Below are 20,961 nucleotides of genomic sequence, written 5' to 3' on the forward strand. Positions count from 1 at the left end.
TCCGCATCCCCCCGATCGAGGAGTTCTCATGAGCGTCACCGCGGCCGCAGGCTTCGTCGCCGCCGGCATCCACGGCGGGGTCAAGGAGGACCCCGAGGCCCTCGACCTCGCCCTGGTGGCCACCGAGGACGGCCAGCCCGTGGCGGCCGCCGGTGTGTTCACGCCCAACAAGATGACCGCGGCTCCCGTCCAGCTCTGCCAGGCCCACCTGCGCCAGGCCCAGGGCCAGGCCGCCGCCGTGCTGCTCAACAGCGGCAACGCCAACGCCGCCACCGGCGAGGCGGGCCACGCCGACGCGGAGGAGCTGGTTGGCCGTCTGGCCGCCGAGCTGGGCTGCGCGCCCCACCACGTGCTCATGTGCTCGACCGGCCTCATCGGCAACCGCCTGCCCGTCGAGGCCATGGCCGCGTCGCTTCCCACCCTCGCTTCGGCCCGGAGCCCGCAGGGTGCGGCAGACGCCGCCGAGGCCATCATGACCACCGACACCCACCGCAAGGAGACCGTCGTCCAGGGCGACGGCTGGGTGGTCGGGGGCATGGCCAAGGGCGCGGCGATGCTCTCGCCCAAGATGGCCACGATGCTGGCGGTGCTCACCACCGACGCCGCGGTCGACGCGGCCGGGCTCCAGGCCGCACTCCACGAGGGCGTGGCCCACTCCTTCAACGCGCTGAGCGTCGACGGTTGCCAGAGCACCAACGACACCGTGTTGCTCCTCGCCAGCGGGCGCGCCGGCGCCCCCGAGCCGGGGGCCTTCCGGGATGCCGTCGCGGCCGCCTGCCTCCACCTCGCCGAGCAGATGGCGGGTGACGCCGAGGGGGCCACCAAGCTGGTACGGGTGCACGTCACCGGCGCCGCCTCCGACGACGACGCGGAGGAGGCGGCCCGCCGCATCGCCGACAGCGCCCTGTGCAAGTGCTCCTGGTACGGCGAGGACCCCTACTGGGGCCGTCTCGCCAGCGAGGCCGGCAGCGCCGGCGTGCACTTCGACCAGGCCCTCCTGTCGGTCTGCTACGGCGGGGTGATGGTGGCCCGCCACGGCGTGGAGATCGAGCACGACAGCGGTGCCGTCGCCGACCACATGGCCGAGCCCGAGCTCGACGTCACCGTCGACCTGGGCGTCGGCGCCGGCCGCTTCACCATCCTGACCAACGACCTCACCCATGCCTACGTCGACGAGAACATGGGCACGTCGTGACCGGGGTCGCCGACCCCTCCCGCATCACCGACCCGGCCCAGATCGCCGGCGTCCTCGTCGAGGCCCTGCCCTACATCACCCGCCTCTCCGGGCAGATCGTGGTGGTGAAGTACGGCGGCAACGCGATGGTCGAGGAATCCTTGGCGCGCCAGTTCGCCGAGGATGTCGTGCTCCTGCAGCGGGTCGGAGCGAAGCCGGTCATCGTGCACGGCGGCGGCCCGCAGATCGGCGACCTGCTGGCCCGCCTCGGCAAGGAGTCGGTGTTCCACGACGGCCTGCGGGTCACCGACGCGGAGACCCTCGAGGTCGCCCGGATGGTGCTCGAGGGCAAGATCAACAGCGAGATCGTGGCCGGCATCAACGTGCACGGGCCCCTTGCGGTCGGGCTGTCGGGCGGCGACGCCAGCCTCATCCAGGCCTCGGCCCGCAACCCCGCCCTCGGCTTCGTGGGCGACGTGGCCGCGGTCAACCCCACCATCGTCGAGCGCCTGCTCGCCGAGGACCTCATCCCGGTCATCTCCACGATCGGGACCGACGCCGGCGGTCAGGCCTACAACATCAACGCCGACACCGGCGCCGGCGCGGTGGCCGAAGCGCTCGGTGCCCACAAGGTCATCTACCTCACCGACGTCGAGGGCCTGCGCCTGGACGCCGACGACCCGAGCACCCTGGTCAGCGAGATCACCACCGCCGACCTCCAGCGCCTCGTCGACGACGGGGTGATGAGCGGCGGGATGATCCCCAAGATCGCCGCCTGCATCCACGCCGTCGAGCACGGTGTCGGGTCGGCCCACATCCTCGATGGCCGGGTGCCCCACGTGGTGCTCCTCGAGCTGTTCACCGACGCCGGCATCGGGACGATGGTCACCGGGCCCCAGGCCGGCGCCACGACCGGAGACACGCCATGACCACCCCCTCGCCGCTCATGACCACCTACCCGCCGGCGCAGGTCACCTTCGTGCGCGGGGCCGGCACCGAGCTGTGGGACGACACCGACAAGCGCTACCTCGACTTCCTCGGAGGGCTCGCCGTCGTCTCGCTCGGCCACGCCCACCCGGTCGTGGCCGACGCGCTCTGCGAACAGGCCCGCACCCTGCTCCACGTGTCGAACCTCTTCGCCACCGTGCCGGGTCGCCAGGCGGCGGCTGCCCTCGATCGTCTCCTCGGCGGTGGCGGGAAGGTGTTCTTCGCCAACTCGGGCGCCGAGGCCAACGAGGCCGCCATCAAGCTGGCCCGCAAGTGGGGCGGGCACGGTCGCCACGGCGTGGTGAGTGCCTACGGCTCGTTCCACGGCCGCACCCTGGCCACCCTCCACGCCACCGGCCAGCCCGAGAAGCACGAGACGTTCCAACCCCTCCCCGAGGGGTTCCGCCACGTGGCCTGGGGTGACCTCGAGGACCTCGAGCGCGCCATCGACCCGACCGTCGCGGCGGTCCTGCTCGAGCCCGTGCAGGGTGAGGGGGGCGTGAACGTCGCCGAGGCGGACTACTTCCAGGGTGTCCGGGCCCTCTGCGACGAGCGGGGCCTCCTCTTCATGGTCGACGAGGTGCAGACCGGCCTGGGGCGCACCGGCCGCTGGTTCGGCCACCAGCACTTCGACGTGCTCCCCGACGTGGTGACCATGGCCAAGGCCCTCGGCAACGGGGTGCCCATCGGGGCCTGTTGGGCACGCGAGGAGGTGGCCGACGCGTTCCAGCCCGGCGACCACGCGACCACCTACGGCGGCCAGCCCCTCGCCGCCTCCGCCGCCCGCGCGGTGCTGGCAGTGATGGAGGCCGAGGACGTCCCGTCCCGGGCGCGCGACGCCGGCGCCCACCTCACCGAGCGGCTGCTCGCCCTCGACGCGGTCACCGACGTACGGGGCCTCGGCCTGCTGTTGGCGGCCGAGCTCGACGGGCGCGACGCCCGCCAGGTGGCCGCCGACTGCCTCGCCGCCGGCCTGGTGGTCAACGGGGTGACGCCCACCGCATTGCGCTTCGCCCCGCCGCTGCTCGTCACCCACGACGAGATCGACGAAGCGGTCTCGATCCTCTCGGAGGTCCTGTCGTGAGATCGACGTTGCGCAGCGGAGCGGAGCAGCGGGCAGTCCTCGACTCGGATCCCGAAGGGGTGACGCCGAAGGCGGCACGAAGCCAGCAGGTCCTGTCATGACCCGCCACTTCTTGGAGATCGACGACCTGACCCCGGTCGAGCTCACGACGGTGCTCGACCTGGCCGAGGACCCGGCGCCGCCGCAGGTGCTGGCGGGCAAGGGCATGGCCCTGCTGTTCGAGAAGCCCTCCCTGCGCACGCGCAACTCCACCGAGATGGCCGTCGTGCAGCTCGGCGGCCACCCCATCACCATCCACGCCGACGAGGTCGGCCTCGACACCCGGGAGACCACCGAGGACGTCGCCCGTACCCTGGCCGGCTACCACGCGGCCATCGGGGCGCGGGTGTTCGCCCACTCCAAGGTGGAGCGCATGGCCGCGGTGTCGGGCGTGCCGATCGTCAACCTGCTCTCCGACGAGGCCCATCCGCTCCAGGCGTTGGCCGACCTGCTCACGATCCGCCAGGAGTTCGGCGCTCTCGAGGGGCGCACCCTCGCCTATGTCGGCGACGCCAACAACGTGGCCCGGTCCATCGCCATCGCCGCGCTGATGATGGGCATGGAGGTGCGCCTCGGGTGCCCGCCCGGCTACCGTTTCGGCCCCGTCGACCTCGACCGCATCCGCACCGCCGGGGGCGAGCCCACCGTGCACGACCGGGCGGAGGAAGCGGTCGAAGGCGCCGACGTCGTCTGTACCGACGTGTGGGCGTCGATGGGTCAGGAGGAGCAGGCCGAGAAGCGGCGGCGGGACTTCGAGGGCTGGACCCTGGACACCGCGGTCGTCGAGCGGCTCGCGCCCGCCGGCGTCTTCTTGCACTGCCTTCCCGCGCATCGGGGCGAGGAGGCCTCCGCCGACGTCGTCGACGGGCCCCGGAGCCGGATCTGGCGCGAGGCCGAGAACCGGATGCACACCGCTCGGGGCCTGTTGGCCTGGCTTCTGACCGTGCAGGACGGGCCGGGTGGGCGAGCGTGACCGTGAGCGAGCCGGCACGGCTGTCCAAGACGCAACGCCAGCACCGCATCGCGGGCCTGCTCGAGCAGGCGGCGGTGACCAACCAGGCCCAGCTCGTGGAGTTGCTGGCCGAAGACGGCGTCGTGGCCACCCAGGCCACGGTGTCGCGTGACCTCGACGACCTCGGTGCCATCAAGGTGCGCGTGCGGGGCGGCGAGTCGGTCTACGCGATCCCCGAGCTCCCGAAGGACCAGGTCGCCCCCGAGGACCACCTGCGCCGGGTCTTCGGTGACTGGGTGGTCGAAGTGGCCAGTTCGGCCAACATCGTGGTGCTGCGCACGCCGCCGGGCTCGGCCCACGTCGTCGCCTCGGCCCTCGACCGCTCCAACCTGGACGAGGTGCTGGGTACGGTGGCGGGCGACGACACCCTCATGGTGGTGGTGGGGGAGTCCACGACGGGCGCGGCGGTCGCCGACCGCCTCCGCGACCTGGCCGGCCTGCAGTGAGTCGCCTGCCAGGCAGGACGCACGGCGTGCGAGCGGTTCGAGAGGCTGCGAAGCGGAGCGGAGCAGCGAAGTCGACGAGAGTCGGATCCCGAAGGGGCACCGACGAAGGAGGTGCATGGTGAGGAGAGTGGTGTTGGCCTACAGCGGTGGACTGGACACGTCGGTGGCCGTCCGCTGGATGATCGAGGAGCTGGGCGTCGAGGTGGTGTGCCTCGCCGCCGATGTCGGCCAGGGAGGTGACTGGGACGCGGTGCGCGAGCGCGCCCTCGCGGCCGGGGCCGTGGAGGCGGTCGTCGCCGACGTGCGCGAGGAGTTCGCGGAGGACTACGTGGCGCCGGCCCTGAAGGCCAACGCCATGTACGAGGGGCGATACCCGCTGGTGTCGGCGCTCTCGCGGCCGGTCATCGTGAAGCACCTGGTGGCGGCTGCCCGCTACCACGGCGCCGACGCGGTGGCTCACGGTTGTACCGGCAAGGGCAACGACCAGGTGCGCTTCGAGGTGTCGACGCGCGCTCTCGCCCCGGACCTCGACGTCCTTGCGCCCGTGCGCTCGTGGGGCATGACCCGTGAGGACTCGATCCTCTACGCCTACCGCCACGAGATCCCCATCGTGGCGACGAAGGAGAAGGTGTACTCGATCGACGACAACCTGTGGGGCCGTGCCATCGAGTGCGGCGAGATGGAGGACCCGTGGCGGGTGCCGCCGCAGGGGGTGTGGTCGATGACGGTCCCCACCGAGACCGAGCCCCGTGACCTCGAGATCGGCTTCGAGGAGGGCATCCCGGCCTCGGTCGACGGGCAGCCCATGGGCCTGGTCGAGCTGATCGACCACGTCAACAAGGTGGTGGGCTCGTACGGCTGGGGTCGCATCGACATGGTCGAGAACCGCCGGGTCGGCATCAAGAGCCGGGAGACCTACGAGTGCCCGGCTGCCTTGGCGTTGATCCTGGCCCACGCCGACCTCGAGTCCATCACCCTCGAGCGCGACCTCTCCCGGGAGAAGGCCCGCCTCGAGTCCCGGTACGCCGAGCTGATCTACGACGGCCTGTGGTTCTCGCCGCTCAAGGACGCGTTCGACGCCTTCATCGACGAGAGCCAGCGCAAGGTCACCGGCGAGGTGCGCCTGCGCCTCGAGCCGGGCAACTGCTACGTCAACGGCCGGCGCAGCCCCCACAGCCTCTACGACTACGGCCTGGCCACCTACGACGCCGACGACAGCTTCCGCCACGAGGACTCGGCGGGCTTCGTGCGCCTCTGGGGCCTCGGTCTCGAGACCTGGAGCGCCCGTCAGGGCCCCGGGTCCGAGGCCAAGCTCTGATGACGCTCTGGCACGGCCGCTTCGCGGGCGGACCCGCCGAGGAGCTGCTGGCCTACACGGTCAGCCTGCCCTTCGATCGCCGCCTGGCGGCGGACGACCTCGTGGGCTCGCGCGTCCACGTCAAGGGTCTCGTCCGGGCCGGGATCCTCGACGGCGACGAGGCCTCGGCCGTTCTGGGAGCCCTCGACACGGTCGAGGAGGAGCTGGCCGACGGCTCGTTCGCCTTCGTGGCCTCCGACGAGGACATCCACACCGCCGTCGAGCGGCGGGTCACCGAGTTGGCGGGGCCCGCCGGCGCCAAGCTGCACACCGGCCGCAGCCGCAACGACCAGGTGGCCACCGACCTGCGCCTGTTCACCAAGCGGGAGCTCGGGGCGGTGGCCGAGCGTGTGCTGGTGCTCCAGCACACGCTCTTGGCCCGGGCGGAGGCGGCCGGCGACGAGTACCTCCCCGGCTACACCCACCTCCAGCGGGCCCAGCCCGTCACCCTCGCCCACCACCTGCTGGCCCACGGTTGGGCCCTCGCCCGTGACGTCGACCGCCTGCTCGACGCCCGGCGCCGCCTCGACGTCTCCCCGTTGGGCGCTGGGGCCCTGGCCGGTTCGTCGCTCGACCTCGACCCCACCGGCGTGGCCCTGGACCTCGGGTTCGACCGCGCCTTCGACAACTCGCTCGACGCGGTCAGCGACCGCGACTTCGTGGCGGAATCGCTCTTCGCGCTGGCCATGATCGGCCTGCACCTGTCCCGCGTCGGCGAGGAGATCGTGCTCTGGACGTCCGAGGAGTTCGGCTTCGCCCGCCTCGACGACGCCTACGCCACTGGCTCGTCGATGTTGCCCCAGAAGAAGAACCCCGACATCGCCGAGCTGGCCCGTGGCAAGGCCGGCCGCCTCGTGGGCAACCTGACCGGCCTTCTGGTGACCCTCAAGGGCCTGCCCCTCGCCTACAACCGGGACCTCCAGGAGGACAAGGAGCCGCTGTTCGACTCGCTCGACCAGGTGTCGCTCGGGCTCTCGGCGGTCGACGGCCTCGTGGCCACCCTCACCTGGGACCACGAGCGCATGCGGGCCGCGGCCGACAGCCCCACCTCGTCGGCCACCGACCTCGCCGAGCTGCTGGTGAGCCGGGGCATGCCCTTCCGCGACGCCCATGCCGTCGTCGGCGGCCTGGTGCGGGAGTCCCTCGACGGCGGCGCCGCCCTCGTCGACCTGGTGACCGCCCACCCCGACCTGGGGCCCGAGGCGGCAGGACTGCTCGCTCCCGGGGTGGCGGCGTCACGCCGCACGACCCCCGGCGGCGCCGGCCCGGTGCCGGTGGCCGCCCAGATCGAGCGCTTCCGCGCCCGTCTCGACGCCGACGCCGAGCGCCTCGCGGAGGCCTGACCCGGTGGGCGACCGCGCGCCGCTCGTGGCCCGTGCCGCCACCCTCGACGACGTCGACGAGCTCCTGCGCCTCCGCCAGGTGATGTTCGACTCGATGGGCGTCGTGGCGCGTGACCCCGCCTGGGTCGAGTCCTGCCGCGACCACCTCGTCGAACTGCTCGGGACCGAGGCGCTCTACGGCGCCGTGGTCGACCATCCGGACGGCGGCGGCGCGATCGCCTCGGGCCTCGTCGAGTTCCACGTCCGCATCCCTGGCAGCCAGAACGTGCTCGGCCGCACCGCGTACATCAGCTCCATCGCGACCGACGAGGGCTTCCGCCGGCGGGGCGCGGCCCGGTCGATCATGGTGCACCTGCTCGACGAGATCCGTCGCCGTGGCGTCGAGGTTATCGACCTCCACGCCACGTCGGTGGGTGAGGGTCTCTACCGCGACCTCGGCTTCGCCCCCCGGGCGCAACCCGAGCTGCGCCTCAACCTCGAGCTCGGCGTCCACCCCGAGCTCGACGGCGCCTCGAGCTGACCGTGCGGGCCCGGAGGCTGCCCCGGGGCTTCTACCGGCGCGACAGCCGGGTGGTGGCACCCGAGCTCCTGGGGAAGCTCCTCGTCCGCCGCCGCGACGGCGCCGCGCCGCGAGTCGCCCGCATCGTCGAGGTGGAGGCGTACGCCGGCGCCGAGGACCCCGGCAGCCACGGCTACCGGGGCGAAACCCCCCGCACCCGCACGATGTTCGGCCGGGCCGGGCACCTGTACGTGTACTTCACCTATGGCATGCACTGGTGCGCGAACGCCGTGTGCGGCGAGGTGGGGGAGTCCTCCGCGGTCCTGCTGCGTGCCGCCGCCCCCCTCGAGGGCCTGGACGAGATGCGGGCCGATCGGGGGGCCGCGGCCAAGCGGGACCGGGACCTGTGCAGCGGGCCGGCCAAGCTCTGCCAGGCCTTCGGCATCGACCGCGCCTTCGATGGTGCCGATCTCGTGGCCGGCGACCTCGGCGTGCGCATCCTCGACGACGGCACGCCGCCACCCGAAGCCCCCGTGGTCACCCGGCGCATCGGCCTCAGCGCCGGCGTCGAGCACGAGTGGCGGTGGCTGGTGGCCGGTGACCCCAACGTGTCGGGACCGCGTAACGTCGGCCCGTGACCTTCGGCGGGACGGAGCGGCCGCCGGCGCGGTGGTGCCACGCTGCGACAGAGCTGGATCAGTTCGCGATGGTGTCGTACCGCGTGGATCCCGAGCGGCTCTCGGCGGTGCTGCCCGAAGGCGTCGAGGCCGACACCTTCGCCTTCGACGACGGCGACTCGGCCGCGCTGGTGTCGGCCGTCCCGTTCCTGGACCGGGACTTCCACTTCCGGTTCTTCCCGCTCGTGAAGGTGTCCTGCGGGCAGGTCAACTACCGCGCCTACGTCACCTTCCGGGGCGAACGGGGGGTCTGGTTCTTCGGGACGTCGCTAGACAGCGTGTTCGTGGCCCTCCCCAAGCGGGCGTGGCAGATGCCGTGGCACCGCGACCGGATCTCCATTGCCGGGACGTGGGACTCCGACGAGTGCCGCTCGTGGTCGTTCGAGGCGAAGGGGTGGGGTGAGGGGTCCTGTCGGCTGTCCGCCACCGGCGCCCCGCTCGAGCGGCTCGACGGCTTCCGCGACCTCGACCAGACCCTGGAGCTGCTGACCCACCCGATGGTGGGTTGGTACCAACGCCGCCGCGGTGGCCTCGGGAGGTACTCGGTCTGGCACGACGTGCTGGCGGTGCGACCGTGCGTGGTGCACGAGGCCCGCTTCGCCGTGTTCGAGCGTCTCGGCCTCATCGAGCCCGGCGCGACGCCCCACAGCGCCGTGGTGGCCCGCACCGTGCACTTCGACGTCCACACGCCACCCACCCGCGTCGGCGCCTGAGGCGCGCCTCACGCGAAGGCGTCGGCGAACAGCTCGCCGGCGGCGCGGATGGCGTCCGGGTCGGCGAGCGGCATGTTGAAGATGAACTCCTCGACCCCGGCCTCGGCGAGCTCGTGGAGCTGGGCGACGATCTCCTCGGGTTGGCCGAGGTTGCTCGTCGTCAGGGCGTCGGGGCCGGCCGCCCGGGCAAGGAAGTTCTGGAGCTCGCCGGTCTGCTGCGCCGAGCCGGTGATCACCAGGGTGGCCAGACGGGTGACCCGGATCTCGCCGGGGTCGCGGCCCACCTCGGCACAGTGGCGGTGCAGCACCTCGAGCTTGTGGCGGATCATGGCGGGGTCACCGTGGAGGTTGCAGGCATCGGTGTGCTGCGCCACGAGGCGCAGGGTCCGCTTCTCGCCGCCGCCCCCGACCATGATCCTGGGGCCGCCGGCCTGGACGGGACGCGGGAGGTTCCGGGCGTCCTCGGTGCGGAAGTGGTCGCCCTCGAAGGTCACGTGATCCCGCTCGAACATGGCCCGACAGATCTCCAGCGCCTCCTCGAGGCGGTCCATGCGCTCGCCGACAGCCGGGAACTCGAAGCCGTACCCGGTGTGCTCGACGTCGTGCCACGCCGCGCCGAGCCCGAGGACGGCCCGGCCCTTGCTGATGACGTCGAGGGTGGTGACGATCTTGGCCAGCATGGCCGGGTTCCGGTACGTGACGCCGGTGACGAGTGCGCCCAGCTGCGCCCGTTCGGTGCGGGCCGCCAGCGCACCGAGGAGGGTGTACGCCTCGAGCATGGGTTGGTCGGCGCCGCCGAGGGCGGGCAGTTGGTAGAAGTGGTCCATCACCCAGAGCGAGCGGAAGCCGCTCTCCTCGCCGGCGACCGCCCGGGCCACCACTTGATCGAAGAGCTGGTCGTCGGGAACGCCGAAGCCGAAGTTGGGGAGCTGCAGTCCGAAGCTGGGCATGCGCCCATCCTCGCCGATCGGCGGGCCCCGGAGCCGGGAACCCGTGCGCTCAGAGGTCGAGCGGGGTGGCGCAGCTCTCCATGGCGTTGACCTCGGCGAAGTTGTCGATGGTTGCGGTGATGGACCGCCCCCCGCGCCCCGTGAACTGCGCGGGCTCGGTGGAGCCGGCCTCGAGGTCGGCGACGTAACGCTCACGATCGCCGAGGTGGATGCGCCAGTCGTCGATCCAGAGCGCCGTGATGCGTTCGTCGCGTCCCCCGTCGGTGGGTGCGACCTCGGCGAGGTCGTCCACCATGGCCTCGAGCAGGACGTTGGCCTGGGCCACGGTGACGGCGCGCTCCTCCGGTGACCTGGCGTCCTGGGCCGCGGGGAGCTCGGCGAGGTCGTCGCGGGTGGCTGCACAGATCGACTCGGCCTCGGCCGCGAACCGGTCGTCGTCGAGCAGGTCCGGTGGGTCCTTCCTCGCCAGGCCCGAGAACGCGTACACCCACATGGCCACGAGGACGATCACCACGACCGTGGCGGCGACGCGGCCGGGGGTGATGCGCCGGTCGTCGTCCGACGTGCGGGGCGGAGGCGCAGTGTCGACCGTGGGATCCACCATGCCAGGGTCCCCGTCGCGCCCCGCGGTTGTCCAGTCGCAGGGCGGGCAACCGGCTTGATGGGCGGGTGCGCCGACGACGACAGTGGCGTGGTGAGCGCCAACGCCCTGCTCGACGACCTGGCGGCCCGTGGGCTGATCCACGACACCACCGACCGCGACCGCCTGGCGGCCCGTCTCGCCGAAGGCCCGATGGTCGTCTACGCGGGGTTCGACCCCACGGCCGACAGCCTCCACGTCGGGAACCTCGTGCCCCTGCTGCTGCTGCGCCGCTTCCGCGACGCCGGTCACGAGTGCATCGCGCTGGCCGGCGGCGCCACGGGCATGATCGGCGATCCGAGCGGGCGCTCGGAGGAGCGCAACCTGCTCGACGAGGGCACCCTGGCGGCGAACCTGGCGGGCATCAAGCCCCAGCTCGTCCAGATCCTCGGCGAGGGCGCACGGTTCGTGGACAACTACACCTGGACCCGCGACGTCACCCTGCTCGACTTCCTCCGGGACGTCGGCAAACACGTCACCGTGAACCAGATGGTGGCCAAGGACTCGATCCGGTCCCGGATGGAGGGCACCGACGGCATCTCCTACACGGAGTTCACCTACACGCTCCTGCAGGCCTTCGACTACCTCCATCTGCACGAGGTGCACGGCTGCGAGCTCCAGGTCGGTGGGTCCGACCAGTGGGGCAACATCACCGCCGGGATCGACCTCATCCGGCGTCGCACCGGCGACCACGTCCACGGGCTGACCGTCCCGCTCGTCACCCGGGCCGATGGCCAGAAGTTCGGCAAGAGCGTGGACGGCGCCGTGTGGCTGTCCGCCACGCGCACGTCGCCCTACCGCTTCTACCAGTACTGGATGCAGATCGCCGACGCCGACGTCGAGCGATTCCTCCTCCAGCTCACCCTGCTCCCCGTCGACGAGGCCAAGGCCATCGCTGCCGAGCACGCCGCCGCGCCCCAGCGGCGGGAGGGTCAACGGGCCCTCGCCCGGGCGCTGACCACCATGCTCCACGGCCCTGACGCCTGTGAGGGGGCCGAGCAGGCCTCCGCGGTCCTCTTCGGCGGCGCCGCCGGCCAGCTCGCCGGCGCCGCACTCGACACCGTCGCCGCCGAGGTGCCCACCACCGAGCTGGCCAGGGCGGACGTGGTGGGGGCCGATCTCGTCGACCTGCTGGTCGCCACGGGTCTCGCTTCCTCCCGCGGCGATGCGCGCCGCTCCCTCGACCAGCGGGGGATCAGCGTCAACAACGCCAAGGTCGAGCCCGGCTTCGTGCCGAGCGAGGACGACCTCCTGGAGGGTCGCGCGGTGCTGCTGCGCAAGGGCAAGAGCACCTATCACCTGATTTCTTTGCTCTCGGGTTGACGTCTCGGAGTGGGACCGGTAAGTTGACCCTCCGGTTCGGGCAGCACTCACCACGGTGAGCGGCCCCGCCCCACCAGCGGCACCAACGACTCCCCAGCACGACCGAGGAGGCGAGTGCCCACGAGCAGCCAGGCAAGCCAGTTTCGGCACGCCTGGCCGGCGCTCCTTGAAAACGGAATAGAGGACGAAAAAGCTAGTGCGGGCGATCACGCCGCGACACTGGGCCATCCGGCTCGGTCGGTCGACGTGACCGTTCATAAAAAACACAAGCACCTAATAACGGACAAAGTAAGTCAGTCTGTTCTGGTGCCAGTCGACCGACGGGCTAGCCAGCCCCGACGTCGGCTCTCCCGATCAACGACCAGCCGGCCACGGAGTCAAACCCGAGGCGGGGCAGTCAACGATCTCGACGGAGAGTTTGATCCTGGCTCAGGACGAACGCTGGCGGCGTGCCTAACACATGCAAGTCGAGCGGGGTCCAACCAGTGGCAACACTGGGGACGACCTAGCGGCGAACGGGTGAGTAACACGTGAGGAACCTGCCCCGAAGACCGGGATAACCCGAGGAAACTCGAGCTAATACCGGATACCCCCACGAGATCGCATGGTCTTGTGAGGAAATGTCTTTTCGCTTCGGGAGGGCCTCGCGGCCTATCAGCTAGTTGGCGGGGTAACGGCCCACCAAGGCATCGACGGGTAGCTGGTCTGAGAGGACGATCAGCCACACTGGGACTGAGACACGGCCCAGACTCCTACGGGAGGCAGCAGTGGGGAATCTTGCGCAATGGGCGAAAGCCTGACGCAGCAACGCCGCGTGGGGGACGAAGGCTCTCGGGTTGTAAACCCCTTTCAGGAGGGACGAAATTGACGGTACCTCCAGAAGAAGCCCCGGCCAACTACGTGCCAGCAGCCGCGGTAACACGTAGGGGGCGAGCGTTGTCCGGATTTATTGGGCGTAAAGAGCTCGTAGGTGGCTCGGTAAGTCGGGTGTGAAATTTCGAGGCTCAACCTCGAGACGCCACCTGATACTGCTGTGGCTTGAGTCCGGTAGGGGAGCGTGGAATTCCTGGTGTAGCGGTGAAATGCGCAGATATCAGGAGGAACACCAGCGGCGAAGGCGGCGCTCTGGGCCGGTACTGACACTGAGGAGCGAAAGCGTGGGGATCAAACAGGATTAGATACCCTGGTAGTCCACGCCGTAAACGTTGGGCACTAGGTGTGGGGTTCTATCAACGGACTCCGTGCCGAAGCTAACGCATTAAGTGCCCCGCCTGGGGAGTACGGCCGCAAGGCTAAAACTCAAAGGAATTGACGGGGGCCCGCACAAGCGGCGGAGCATGTTGCTTAATTCGAGGCAACGCGAAGAACCTTACCTGGGTTTGACATGTAGGGAAAAGCCATAGAGATATGGTGTCCTTTTGGGCCCTACACAGGTGGTGCATGGCTGTCGTCAGCTCGTGTCGTGAGATGTTGGGTTAAGTCCCGCAACGAGCGCAACCCTTATCCTATGTTGCCAGCGCGTAATGGCGGGGACTCGTGGGAGACTGCCGGGGTCAACTCGGAGGAAGGTGGGGACGACGTCAAGTCATCATGCCCCTTATATCCAGGGCTGCAAACATGCTACAATGGCCGGTACAAAGGGCTGCTATACCGCGAGGTTGAGCGAATCCCATAAAGCCGGTCTCAGTTCGGATTGGAGTCTGCAACTCGACTCCATGAAGTCGGAGTCGCTAGTAATCCCGGATCAGCAACGCCGGGGTGAATACGTTCCCGGGCCTTGTACACACCGCCCGTCACACCACGAAAGTCGGCAACACCCGAAGCCAGTGGCCCAACCCCTTTGGGGAGGGAGCTGTCGAAGGTGGGGTCGGCGATTGGGGTGAAGTCGTAACAAGGTAGCCGTACCGGAAGGTGCGGCTGGATCACCTCCTTTCTAAGGAGTTACAACGTCCCTCGGGTTTCTCGAGGGGCTACTCCCAGTTGATGCACTAGCTACTCGTTCTCGAAGCCGCCGGCCCGGTGGTAGATGTACTTCTCCTGGGCCGACCGGTGGACGGATCGTCGTCCTCTATTCCGTTTTGAGGGAGTGCCCTCGATGCCCCGGCCTCGTGCCGGGGCACCGTTGTGCTCCCACGAAGCCCCTTGAGAATTGCATAGCGAGCACGAGCATCTTTGTTCTTCCAAGCTACAAAGAGCCAACGGTGGATGCCTTGGCGTCTACTACCGAAGAAAGACGTGGGTGGCTGCGAAAAGCCACGGGGAGCTGCCGACCAAGCTTTGATCCGTGGATGTCTGAATGGGGAAACCCGGCACCCGTCATGGGGTGTCACTCCGGTCTGAACACATAGGACCGGTAGAGGGAACCGGGTGAACTGAAACATCTAAGTAACCCGAGGAAATGAAAGCAACAGCGACTCCCTGAGTAGCGGCGAGCGAAACGGGAAGAGCCCAAACCGAAGTGGTGTAATAGCCTGGTGGCGTTGCCACTTCGGGGTAGCGGGACCCGATGGACGGAGCACCAGATCCGTCACAGAGTTACCAATCCGATGTCTAGTGGAAGCGTTCAGGAACGGCGCGCCACAGAAGGTAAGAGCCCTGTACACGAAAGGCAATCGGACTCTGATCGGTGTTCCCAAGTAGCGCCGGAACCGTGAAAGTCGGCGTGAATCTGCGAGGACCACCTCGTAAGGCTAAGTATACGTAGACGACCGATAGCGAACTAGTACCGTGAGGGAAAGGTGAAAAGCACCCCGGGAGGGGAGTGAAATAGTACCTGAAACCGTTGGTTTACAATCAGTCAAAGCGTCGTCAGGACTCCGTCCTGGCCGCGATGGCGTGCCTTTTGAAGAATGAGCCAGCGAGTTGTGGTACGCGGCAAGGTTAACCAGTGATGGGAAGCCGGAGCGAAAGCGAGTCTGAATAGGGCGTTTAGTCGTGTGCTGCAGACCCGAAGCCGAGTGATCTATCCATGAGCAGGGTGAAGCGGGGGTAAGACCCCGTGGAGGCCCGAACCCACCTAGGTGGAAAACTGGGGGGATGACTTGTGGATAGGGGTGAAAGGCCAAGCAAACTCGGTGATAGCTGGTTCTCCCCGAAATGCATTTAGGTGCAGCGTCGGGTGTTCAGCAGCGGAGGTAGAGCACTGGATGGGTTAGGGGGCCTACAAGCTTACCGACCCCAACCAAACTCCGAATACCGTTGCTCCACAGCCCGGCAGTGAGACCATGGGGGATGAGCTTCATGGTCGAGAGGGAAACAGCCCAGACCGCCGGCTAAGGCCCCTAATTCTGGACTAAGTGGTAAACGATGTGGGATTGCACAGACAGCCAGGAGGTTGGCTTAGAAGCAGCCACCCTTGAAAGAGTGCGTAACAGCTCACTGGTCGAGTGATCCTGCGCGGACAATGTAACGGGGCTCAAGTCCAGAGCCGAAGCCGCGGATCCATGCTTTGCATGGATGGTAGGGGAGCGTTGATCTCGGAGCGAAGCGGCGGTGTGAACCGTCGTGGACCGTGGTCAAGTGAGAATGCTGGCATGAGTAGCGAGAGAGGGGTGAGAAACCCCTCCGCCGAAAGCCCAAGGGTTCCTGGGGAAGGCTAATCCTCCCAGGGTAAGTCGGGAGCTAAGGCGAGGCCGAAAGGCGTAGTCGATGCACAACTGGTTGATATTCCAGTACCACCACGTGCGCGCCCAAGCCAACTCTTTGGTGTTAGGGGCTGTCTGCCTTCGGGTAGACGAACCGAACCACCGTTGACGCGGCTAGCAATGAGGGGACGCAGGAGGGTAGGTGAACCCAGGCGATGGTTGTCCTGGGGTAAGCGTGTAGGGAGAGGCCTAGGTAAATCCGGGCCTCATTCATCCTGAGACGCGATGCCGAGCCGATACAGGCGAAGTCACTAATCCCATGCTGCCGAGAAAAGCCTCTAGCGAGCTCACGTGGTGCCCGTACCCCAAACCAACACAGGTGGGCAGGTAGAGAATACCAAGGCGATCGGGAGAACTATGGTTAAGGAACTCGGCAAAATACATCCGTAACTTCGGGAGAAGGATGACCCCATTAGGGTGACGGACCTCGCGTCCCGAGCTCGAAGGGGTGGCAGATACTAGGGGAAAGCGACTGTTTACTAAAAACACAGCAGCGTGCTAAGCCGCAAGGCGACGTATACGCTGTGACGCCTGCCCGGTGCCGGAAGGTTACGGGGAAGGGTTAGCCCTCGGGCGAAGCTCTGAACCTAAGCCCCGGTAAACGGCGGCCGTAACTATAACGGTCCTAAGGTAGCGAAATTCCTTGTCGGGTAAGTTCCGACCTGCACGAATGGCGTAACGACTTTCCTACTGTCTCAACCATAGGCCCGGCGAAATTGAAGTACGAGTAAAGATGCTCGTTAGCTGCAGAAGGACGGAAAGACCCCGTGGACCTTTACTACAGCCTGATATTGGGTTTTGGTATGTGTTGTGTAGGATAGGTGGGAGACTTGGAAGCGTCGGCGCCAGCCGGCGTGGAGTCATCCTTGAAATACCACCCTGCACATGCCGGAACTCTAACCTAGATCCGTTATCCGGATTGGGGACAGTGGCAGGTGGGTAGTTTGACTGGGGCGGTCGCCTCCTAAAGAGTAACGGAGGCGCCCAAAGGTTCCCTCAGGCTGGTTGGCAATCAGCCGTCGAGTGCAATGGCACAAGGGAGCTTGACTGCGAGACATACACGTCGAGCAGGTGCGAAAGCAGGGCATAGTGATCCGGCGGTTGCGTGTGGAAGCGCCGTCGCTCAACGGATAAAAGGTACCCCGGGGATAACAGGCTCATCTTCCCCAAGAGTCCATATCGACGGGAAGGTTTGGCACCTCGATGTCGGCTCATCGCATCCTGGGGCCGTAGCAGGTCCCAAGGGTTGGGCTGTTCGCCCATTAAAGCGGTACGCGAGCTGGGTTTAGAACGTCGTGAGACAGTTCGGTCCCTATCCTCTGCAGCCGGAGGGAATTTGAGGAAAGCTGTCCCTAGTACGAGAGGACCGGGACGGACGCAGCTCTCGTGTGCCAGTTGTCCTGCCAAGGGCACGGCTGGTTAGCGACCTGCGGAAGGGATAAGCGCTGAAAGCATCTAAGTGCGAAGCCCGTTCCTAGATGAGATTCCCCACTGGGTTAACCAGGTAAGGCCCGTGACCAGACGATCACGTTGATAGGCCGGAGGTGTACGCACAGCAATGTGTTCAGCCGACCGGTACTAATCGGCCGAGGGCTTGGATTTACGATGATGTTCGTGCTCGCTATGGAGTTCTGCAAGGGCAGTTCCTTGCAGGGGAGAGCGCCGCCGATGGGCGAGCTGCTCCCCGTTGACAACAAGTTTCGGTGGCGATGGCGGTGGGGTCACACCCGTTCCCATGCCGAACACGGAAGTTAAGCCCACCAGCGCCGATGGTACTTGGGGAGAGATCCCCTGGGAGAGTAGGTCGCCGCCGGATTTCTCAGAAGAAGGCCCCGCCAAGGCGGGGCCTTCTTCGCGTCTGGCCTCGGGTGGATGCGCCATGGCGGGGGCCTCGAGCTCCTCCGGTACGCTGCCGCCCATGCCTGGGCCCTCCGACTCCTCTTCGCGCGCCAAGGGACGGCCCAGCGGGTCCCGTCCGAAGGCGCCGGGAGGCCCTTCAAAGGGGTCGGGTGCGGGCTCGGGCCCGAAGCGCTCGGGGGCGCCGGCGAGCCGAGGCGGCGGGTCCGGCCGTTCGAGCGGGGGTGGCGCCGGTGGGAGCACCCGGCGGCCCGGTGGTCCGAGTTCGAGCTCGAGCGGTGGCCGCGCCGGAGGTAGCGCAGGGCGCAGCGGTGGGTCCGGCAGCTCGTCGAGCCGATCGGGCGGTCCGTCCTCCCGTGGAGCCGGCGGATCGTCGGGGCCGAAGCGACCGGGTTCGTCGGGGCCCAAGCGGTCAGGGCCGCCGGGCAGGGGGAAGCCCGGAGCGAAGGCGGGCGGCAAGGGCGGCGCCCCTCGGCGCTCGTCGGCGCGCGACCGCGACCTGCCCGAGGGTCAAGGTGAGGTGTACCGCAAGGGCTGGGGGAGCTTGGCCCGCAAGGGCGCGGCGCGTATCGCCCCGCTCGAGGGCGTGGGTGACAGCGCCTCCGCGGAGTGGCGCAAGGCGGTGCAGGAGGCGCGCGACAAGGACCTCGGTCGTGACTTCTCCCCGGAGGAATGGGTGCGGGTCGACGACGTCCGCGACGAGGCGTCTGGCGCCGTCGAGCGGGGTCGTCAGAAGAGTCAGAAGAAGGACGGCACCCAGAAGACGTCGAGCCGTAGTGACCGGACGGTGCCCGGCACCCCGATCGCCGATCAGCGCGACGAGTTGGGCAAGGCCGTCGGGGCGCGCCAGGCCGAGAAGCTGGCGAAGGTGGTGCGGGACGCGGCCCGGGCGTTCGATCGTGAGCGCTACGGGGACAGCCGCAAGCTGCTGGCTCCGGTGACGGAACGGGTGCCCACGTTCGCTCCGGCGCGAGAGCTGCTGGGTGTCACCTACTACCGGATGGGGCGATGGAAGCAGGCCGTCCGCGAACTCGAGGCCTTCCGGGATCTCACCGGCTCGACCGAGCAGCATCCCGTGCTCGCCGACTGCTACCGGGCGTTGGGCAAGTGGAAGCAGGTGGACGAGCTCTGGCTCGAGCTGCGCGAGGCGTCGCCCAGCGCCGAGCTGGTGACCGAGGGCCGCATCGTGACCGCCGGTGCCCTGGCCGACCAGGGCAAGCTCCGGCCCGCGATCTCCCTGCTGGGCGAGAAGGGCTGGAAGCTGCCGAAGGTCGCCAAGGAGCACCATCTGCGGCGGGCCTATGCCCTCGCGGATCTCTACGAGCGGGCGGGCGACGTGGCCCACGCCCGTGACCTGTTCGGCCGCATCGTGGCGGCGGACCCCGACTTCGGTGATGTGAGCGAGCGCCTCCGCGCCCTGAACTGACCGTCCTCACGCTCAGGCGGAGCGGGACTCGGGCTGGAGCTCGTCGCCGGCACCCGCGAGCGCACGCTCGACCACGGTGCGACTGCGCTTGGCGTGGCGGGCGTTGACCACGGCGTCGGCCACGACCTCGGTGCGGCTCTGCGTGGCCGTGCCGACGCGGAAGAAGCGCTGGCGGACCCGACCGACGACCACGAGCTCGTCGCCCTCGGCGAAGGCCACCGCGGCGGCGGGCGGGTCGTGCCACACGACGGGGACGGGCTCGGCCCGTTCGCCGGGCCGGCCGGCGACGAGCTCGTACCCGACCACCAGGTCGCCGGACGCCAGCGTGCGGGACTCGGGGGCGCGACGGAGGTGGCCGCGCAGGATGGTGAGGTTCATCTTCGCTCCTTGAGGAGGCACGCCCGCGTGTGACGCGGACGTTGCGGGTCGAGGGGGGAAGGTGACCTGCGGTGTCGTGGTCACCCTACGCAGGGGGACCGACAGTCATCGTCGCCACGGGAAACGGGACCATCGCCCCTGGCCGCACCGATGCGGGTGCGCCATGGTCGAGGCACCGCCAATGTGATCGCGGGCACCGGGACGAATACCCTTGCCCGCAGGACGCCACACGAGGAGCGCATCGAGACGATGGACATCACGAGCTTGCTGGGTGACGAGGCCGAAGGGCTGCTGACGCACGAGTCGAAGGGCATCCCCAAGGAGGACCTCCAGCTGCCGGGGCCGGACTTCATCGACCGGGTCATGGCGCAGACCGACCGGTCTCCCCAGGTGCTCCGCAACCTCCAGTCCCTCTACGACCACGGCCGCCTGGCCGGCAGCGGGCACGTGTCGATCCTGCCGGTGGACCAGGGCATCGAGCACTCGGCCGCGGCGTCGTTCGCGCCCAACCCCAAGTACTTCGACCCGAAGAACATCGTCGAGCTGGCCATCGAGGGCGGCTGCAACGCCGTGGCCAGCACCTTCGGCGTGCTCGCCGCGGTGTCGCGGAGCTACGCCCACAAGATCCCCTTCATCGTCAAGATCAACCACAACGAGCTCCTCACGCTCCCCAACAAGTTCGACCAGGTGATGTTCGGCAGTGTCGAGCAGGCCTTCGACCTGGGGGCCGCCGGCGTCGGCGCCACCATCTACTTCGGCTCCGACGAGGCGACCCGCCAGCTCCAGGAGACCGCCGAGGCCTTCGCCCGCGCCCACGAGCTCGGCATGTTCACCGTCCTGTGGTGCTACCTGCGCAACTCCGGCTTCAAGAAGGACGGCGTGGACTACCACGCGTCCGCCGACCTCACGGCGCAGGCCAACCACCTCGGCGTCACCATCGAGGCCGACATCATCAAGCAGAAGCTGCCCGAGAACAACGGCGGCTACACCGCCATGGGCAGCGGCTACGGCAAGACCAGCAAGCTGGTCTACGAGAACCTGACCACCGATCACCCGATCGACCTCTGCCGCTGGCAGGTGGCCAACTGCTACATGGGCCGCATCGGCCTCATCAACTCGGGCGGCGCCTCCTCCGGTTCCACGGACCTGGCCGAGGCCGTGCGCACCGCGGTGATCAACAAGCGCGCCGGCGGCCTGGGCCTCATCAGCGGCCGCAAGGCGTTCCAGCGGCCGATGGCCGAGGGCGTCGAGCTCCTCAACGCAATCCAGGACGTCTACCTCGACGACAGCATCACCGTCGCCTGAGGCCGGCCGAACCAGACCGAACGGCCGACAGGTCCCCCTAGCCTGGGGGGACCGATCACACCTCGGGGCCACGAGCCCCCACAGAGGAGCACGGGTGGCAGACACCG

General features: G+C 68.5%; 16 protein-coding genes and 3 rRNA genes. 16 read left to right on the forward strand and 3 right to left on the reverse strand.

Annotated features, from left to right (window positions below):
• The first annotated feature begins 28 nt into the window (after positions 1-28).
• The 10 genes from argJ (at position 29) to JNK12_24475 (ending at position 9,331) form a co-directional block, all read left to right on the forward strand.
• Positions 29-1,195, forward strand: a complete 1,167-nt coding sequence (gene argJ, locus JNK12_24430) for a bifunctional glutamate N-acetyltransferase/amino-acid acetyltransferase ArgJ (GenBank protein ID MBL8779096.1) — start codon at positions 29-31, stop codon at positions 1,193-1,195.
• Positions 1,192-2,103: an acetylglutamate kinase gene (argB, locus tag JNK12_24435; protein MBL8779097.1), complete on the forward strand. Its 912-nt coding sequence runs from the start codon at positions 1,192-1,194 to the stop codon at positions 2,101-2,103. The genes argJ and argB overlap by 4 nt, the downstream gene beginning before the upstream one ends.
• A 17-nt stretch (positions 2,104-2,120) precedes the next feature.
• Positions 2,121-3,245 carry an acetylornithine/succinylornithine family transaminase gene (locus tag JNK12_24440; protein ID MBL8779098.1) on the forward strand — a complete coding sequence of 375 codons (1,125 nt, stop codon included), beginning with the start codon at positions 2,121-2,123 and terminating at the stop codon, positions 3,243-3,245.
• Positions 3,246-3,342: 97 nt separating this feature from the next.
• On the forward strand, positions 3,343-4,257 hold the full coding sequence (gene argF, locus JNK12_24445) for an ornithine carbamoyltransferase (GenBank protein MBL8779099.1): 915 nt from the start codon (positions 3,343-3,345) through the stop codon (positions 4,255-4,257).
• A gap of 2 nt (positions 4,258-4,259) precedes the next feature.
• A complete protein-coding gene (gene argR, locus JNK12_24450) occupies positions 4,260-4,742 on the forward strand; it encodes an arginine repressor (GenBank protein ID MBL8779100.1) in 483 nt (160 codons plus the stop codon).
• Between the two features lie 115 nt (positions 4,743-4,857).
• The gene (locus JNK12_24455; protein ID MBL8779101.1) at positions 4,858-6,060 is read left to right on the forward strand and encodes an argininosuccinate synthase; all 1,203 of its coding nucleotides are present in this window, start codon (positions 4,858-4,860) and stop codon (positions 6,058-6,060) included.
• Positions 6,060-7,442 (forward strand): argininosuccinate lyase, encoded by a 1,383-nt coding sequence (gene argH, locus JNK12_24460; protein MBL8779102.1) that lies wholly within the window; start codon positions 6,060-6,062, stop codon positions 7,440-7,442. The genes JNK12_24455 and argH overlap by 1 nt, the downstream gene beginning before the upstream one ends.
• 4 nt (positions 7,443-7,446) lie before the next feature.
• On the forward strand, positions 7,447-7,962 hold the full coding sequence (locus JNK12_24465) for a GNAT family N-acetyltransferase (GenBank protein ID MBL8779103.1): 516 nt from the start codon (positions 7,447-7,449) through the stop codon (positions 7,960-7,962).
• Positions 7,963-7,964: 2 nt separating this feature from the next.
• On the forward strand, positions 7,965-8,579 hold the full coding sequence (locus JNK12_24470; GenBank protein ID MBL8779104.1) for a DNA-3-methyladenine glycosylase: 615 nt from the start codon (positions 7,965-7,967) through the stop codon (positions 8,577-8,579).
• A gap of 68 nt (positions 8,580-8,647) precedes the next feature.
• Complete coding sequence (locus JNK12_24475) at positions 8,648-9,331, forward strand: DUF2071 domain-containing protein (GenBank protein MBL8779105.1); 684 nt, start codon at positions 8,648-8,650, stop codon at positions 9,329-9,331.
• A gap of 8 nt (positions 9,332-9,339) precedes the next feature.
• Here the strand turns inward: JNK12_24475 and JNK12_24480 are convergent, their stop codons facing one another.
• On the reverse strand, positions 9,340-10,281 hold the full coding sequence (locus tag JNK12_24480) for an LLM class F420-dependent oxidoreductase (protein ID MBL8779106.1): 942 nt from the start codon (positions 10,279-10,281) through the stop codon (positions 9,340-9,342).
• Positions 10,282-10,330: 49 nt separating this feature from the next.
• Positions 10,331-10,882 carry a hypothetical protein gene (locus JNK12_24485; GenBank protein ID MBL8779107.1) on the reverse strand — a complete coding sequence of 184 codons (552 nt, stop codon included), beginning with the start codon at positions 10,880-10,882 and terminating at the stop codon, positions 10,331-10,333.
• 93 nt (positions 10,883-10,975) lie between these two features.
• Between JNK12_24485 and JNK12_24490 the strand changes: the two genes are divergently transcribed.
• From JNK12_24490 to JNK12_24510, 5 genes are all read left to right on the forward strand, one after another.
• The gene (locus tag JNK12_24490) at positions 10,976-12,244 is read left to right on the forward strand and encodes a tyrosine--tRNA ligase (protein ID MBL8779108.1); all 1,269 of its coding nucleotides are present in this window, start codon (positions 10,976-10,978) and stop codon (positions 12,242-12,244) included.
• A 406-nt stretch (positions 12,245-12,650) separates the two neighbouring features.
• A 16S ribosomal RNA gene (locus JNK12_24495) occupies positions 12,651-14,177 on the forward strand.
• Between the two features lie 245 nt (positions 14,178-14,422).
• A 23S ribosomal RNA gene (locus JNK12_24500) occupies positions 14,423-17,490 on the forward strand.
• 97 nt (positions 17,491-17,587) lie between these two features.
• Positions 17,588-17,704, forward strand: a 5S ribosomal RNA gene (gene rrf, locus JNK12_24505).
• Together the 16S, 23S and 5S rRNA genes form the textbook arrangement of a ribosomal RNA operon.
• Before the next feature lie 561 nt (positions 17,705-18,265).
• Positions 18,266-19,171, forward strand: coding sequence for a tetratricopeptide repeat protein (locus JNK12_24510; GenBank protein ID MBL8779109.1), 906 nt, complete (start codon positions 18,266-18,268; stop codon positions 19,169-19,171).
• A 12-nt stretch (positions 19,172-19,183) separates the two neighbouring features.
• Here JNK12_24510 and JNK12_24515 read toward each other — a convergent pair whose 3' ends face one another.
• Positions 19,184-19,549, reverse strand: a complete 366-nt coding sequence (locus JNK12_24515) for a single-stranded DNA-binding protein (GenBank protein ID MBL8779110.1) — start codon at positions 19,547-19,549, stop codon at positions 19,184-19,186.
• Positions 19,550-19,798: 249 nt separating this feature from the next.
• Between JNK12_24515 and JNK12_24520 the strand changes: the two genes are divergently transcribed.
• Positions 19,799-20,854 (forward strand): class I fructose-bisphosphate aldolase, encoded by a 1,056-nt coding sequence (locus JNK12_24520; GenBank protein ID MBL8779111.1) that lies wholly within the window; start codon positions 19,799-19,801, stop codon positions 20,852-20,854.
• Positions 20,855-20,961 lie beyond the last annotated feature (107 nt).

Source organism: Acidimicrobiales bacterium (assembly GCA_016794585.1).
Lineage (GTDB): Bacteria > Actinomycetota > Acidimicrobiia > Acidimicrobiales > DATDAH01 > JAEUJM01.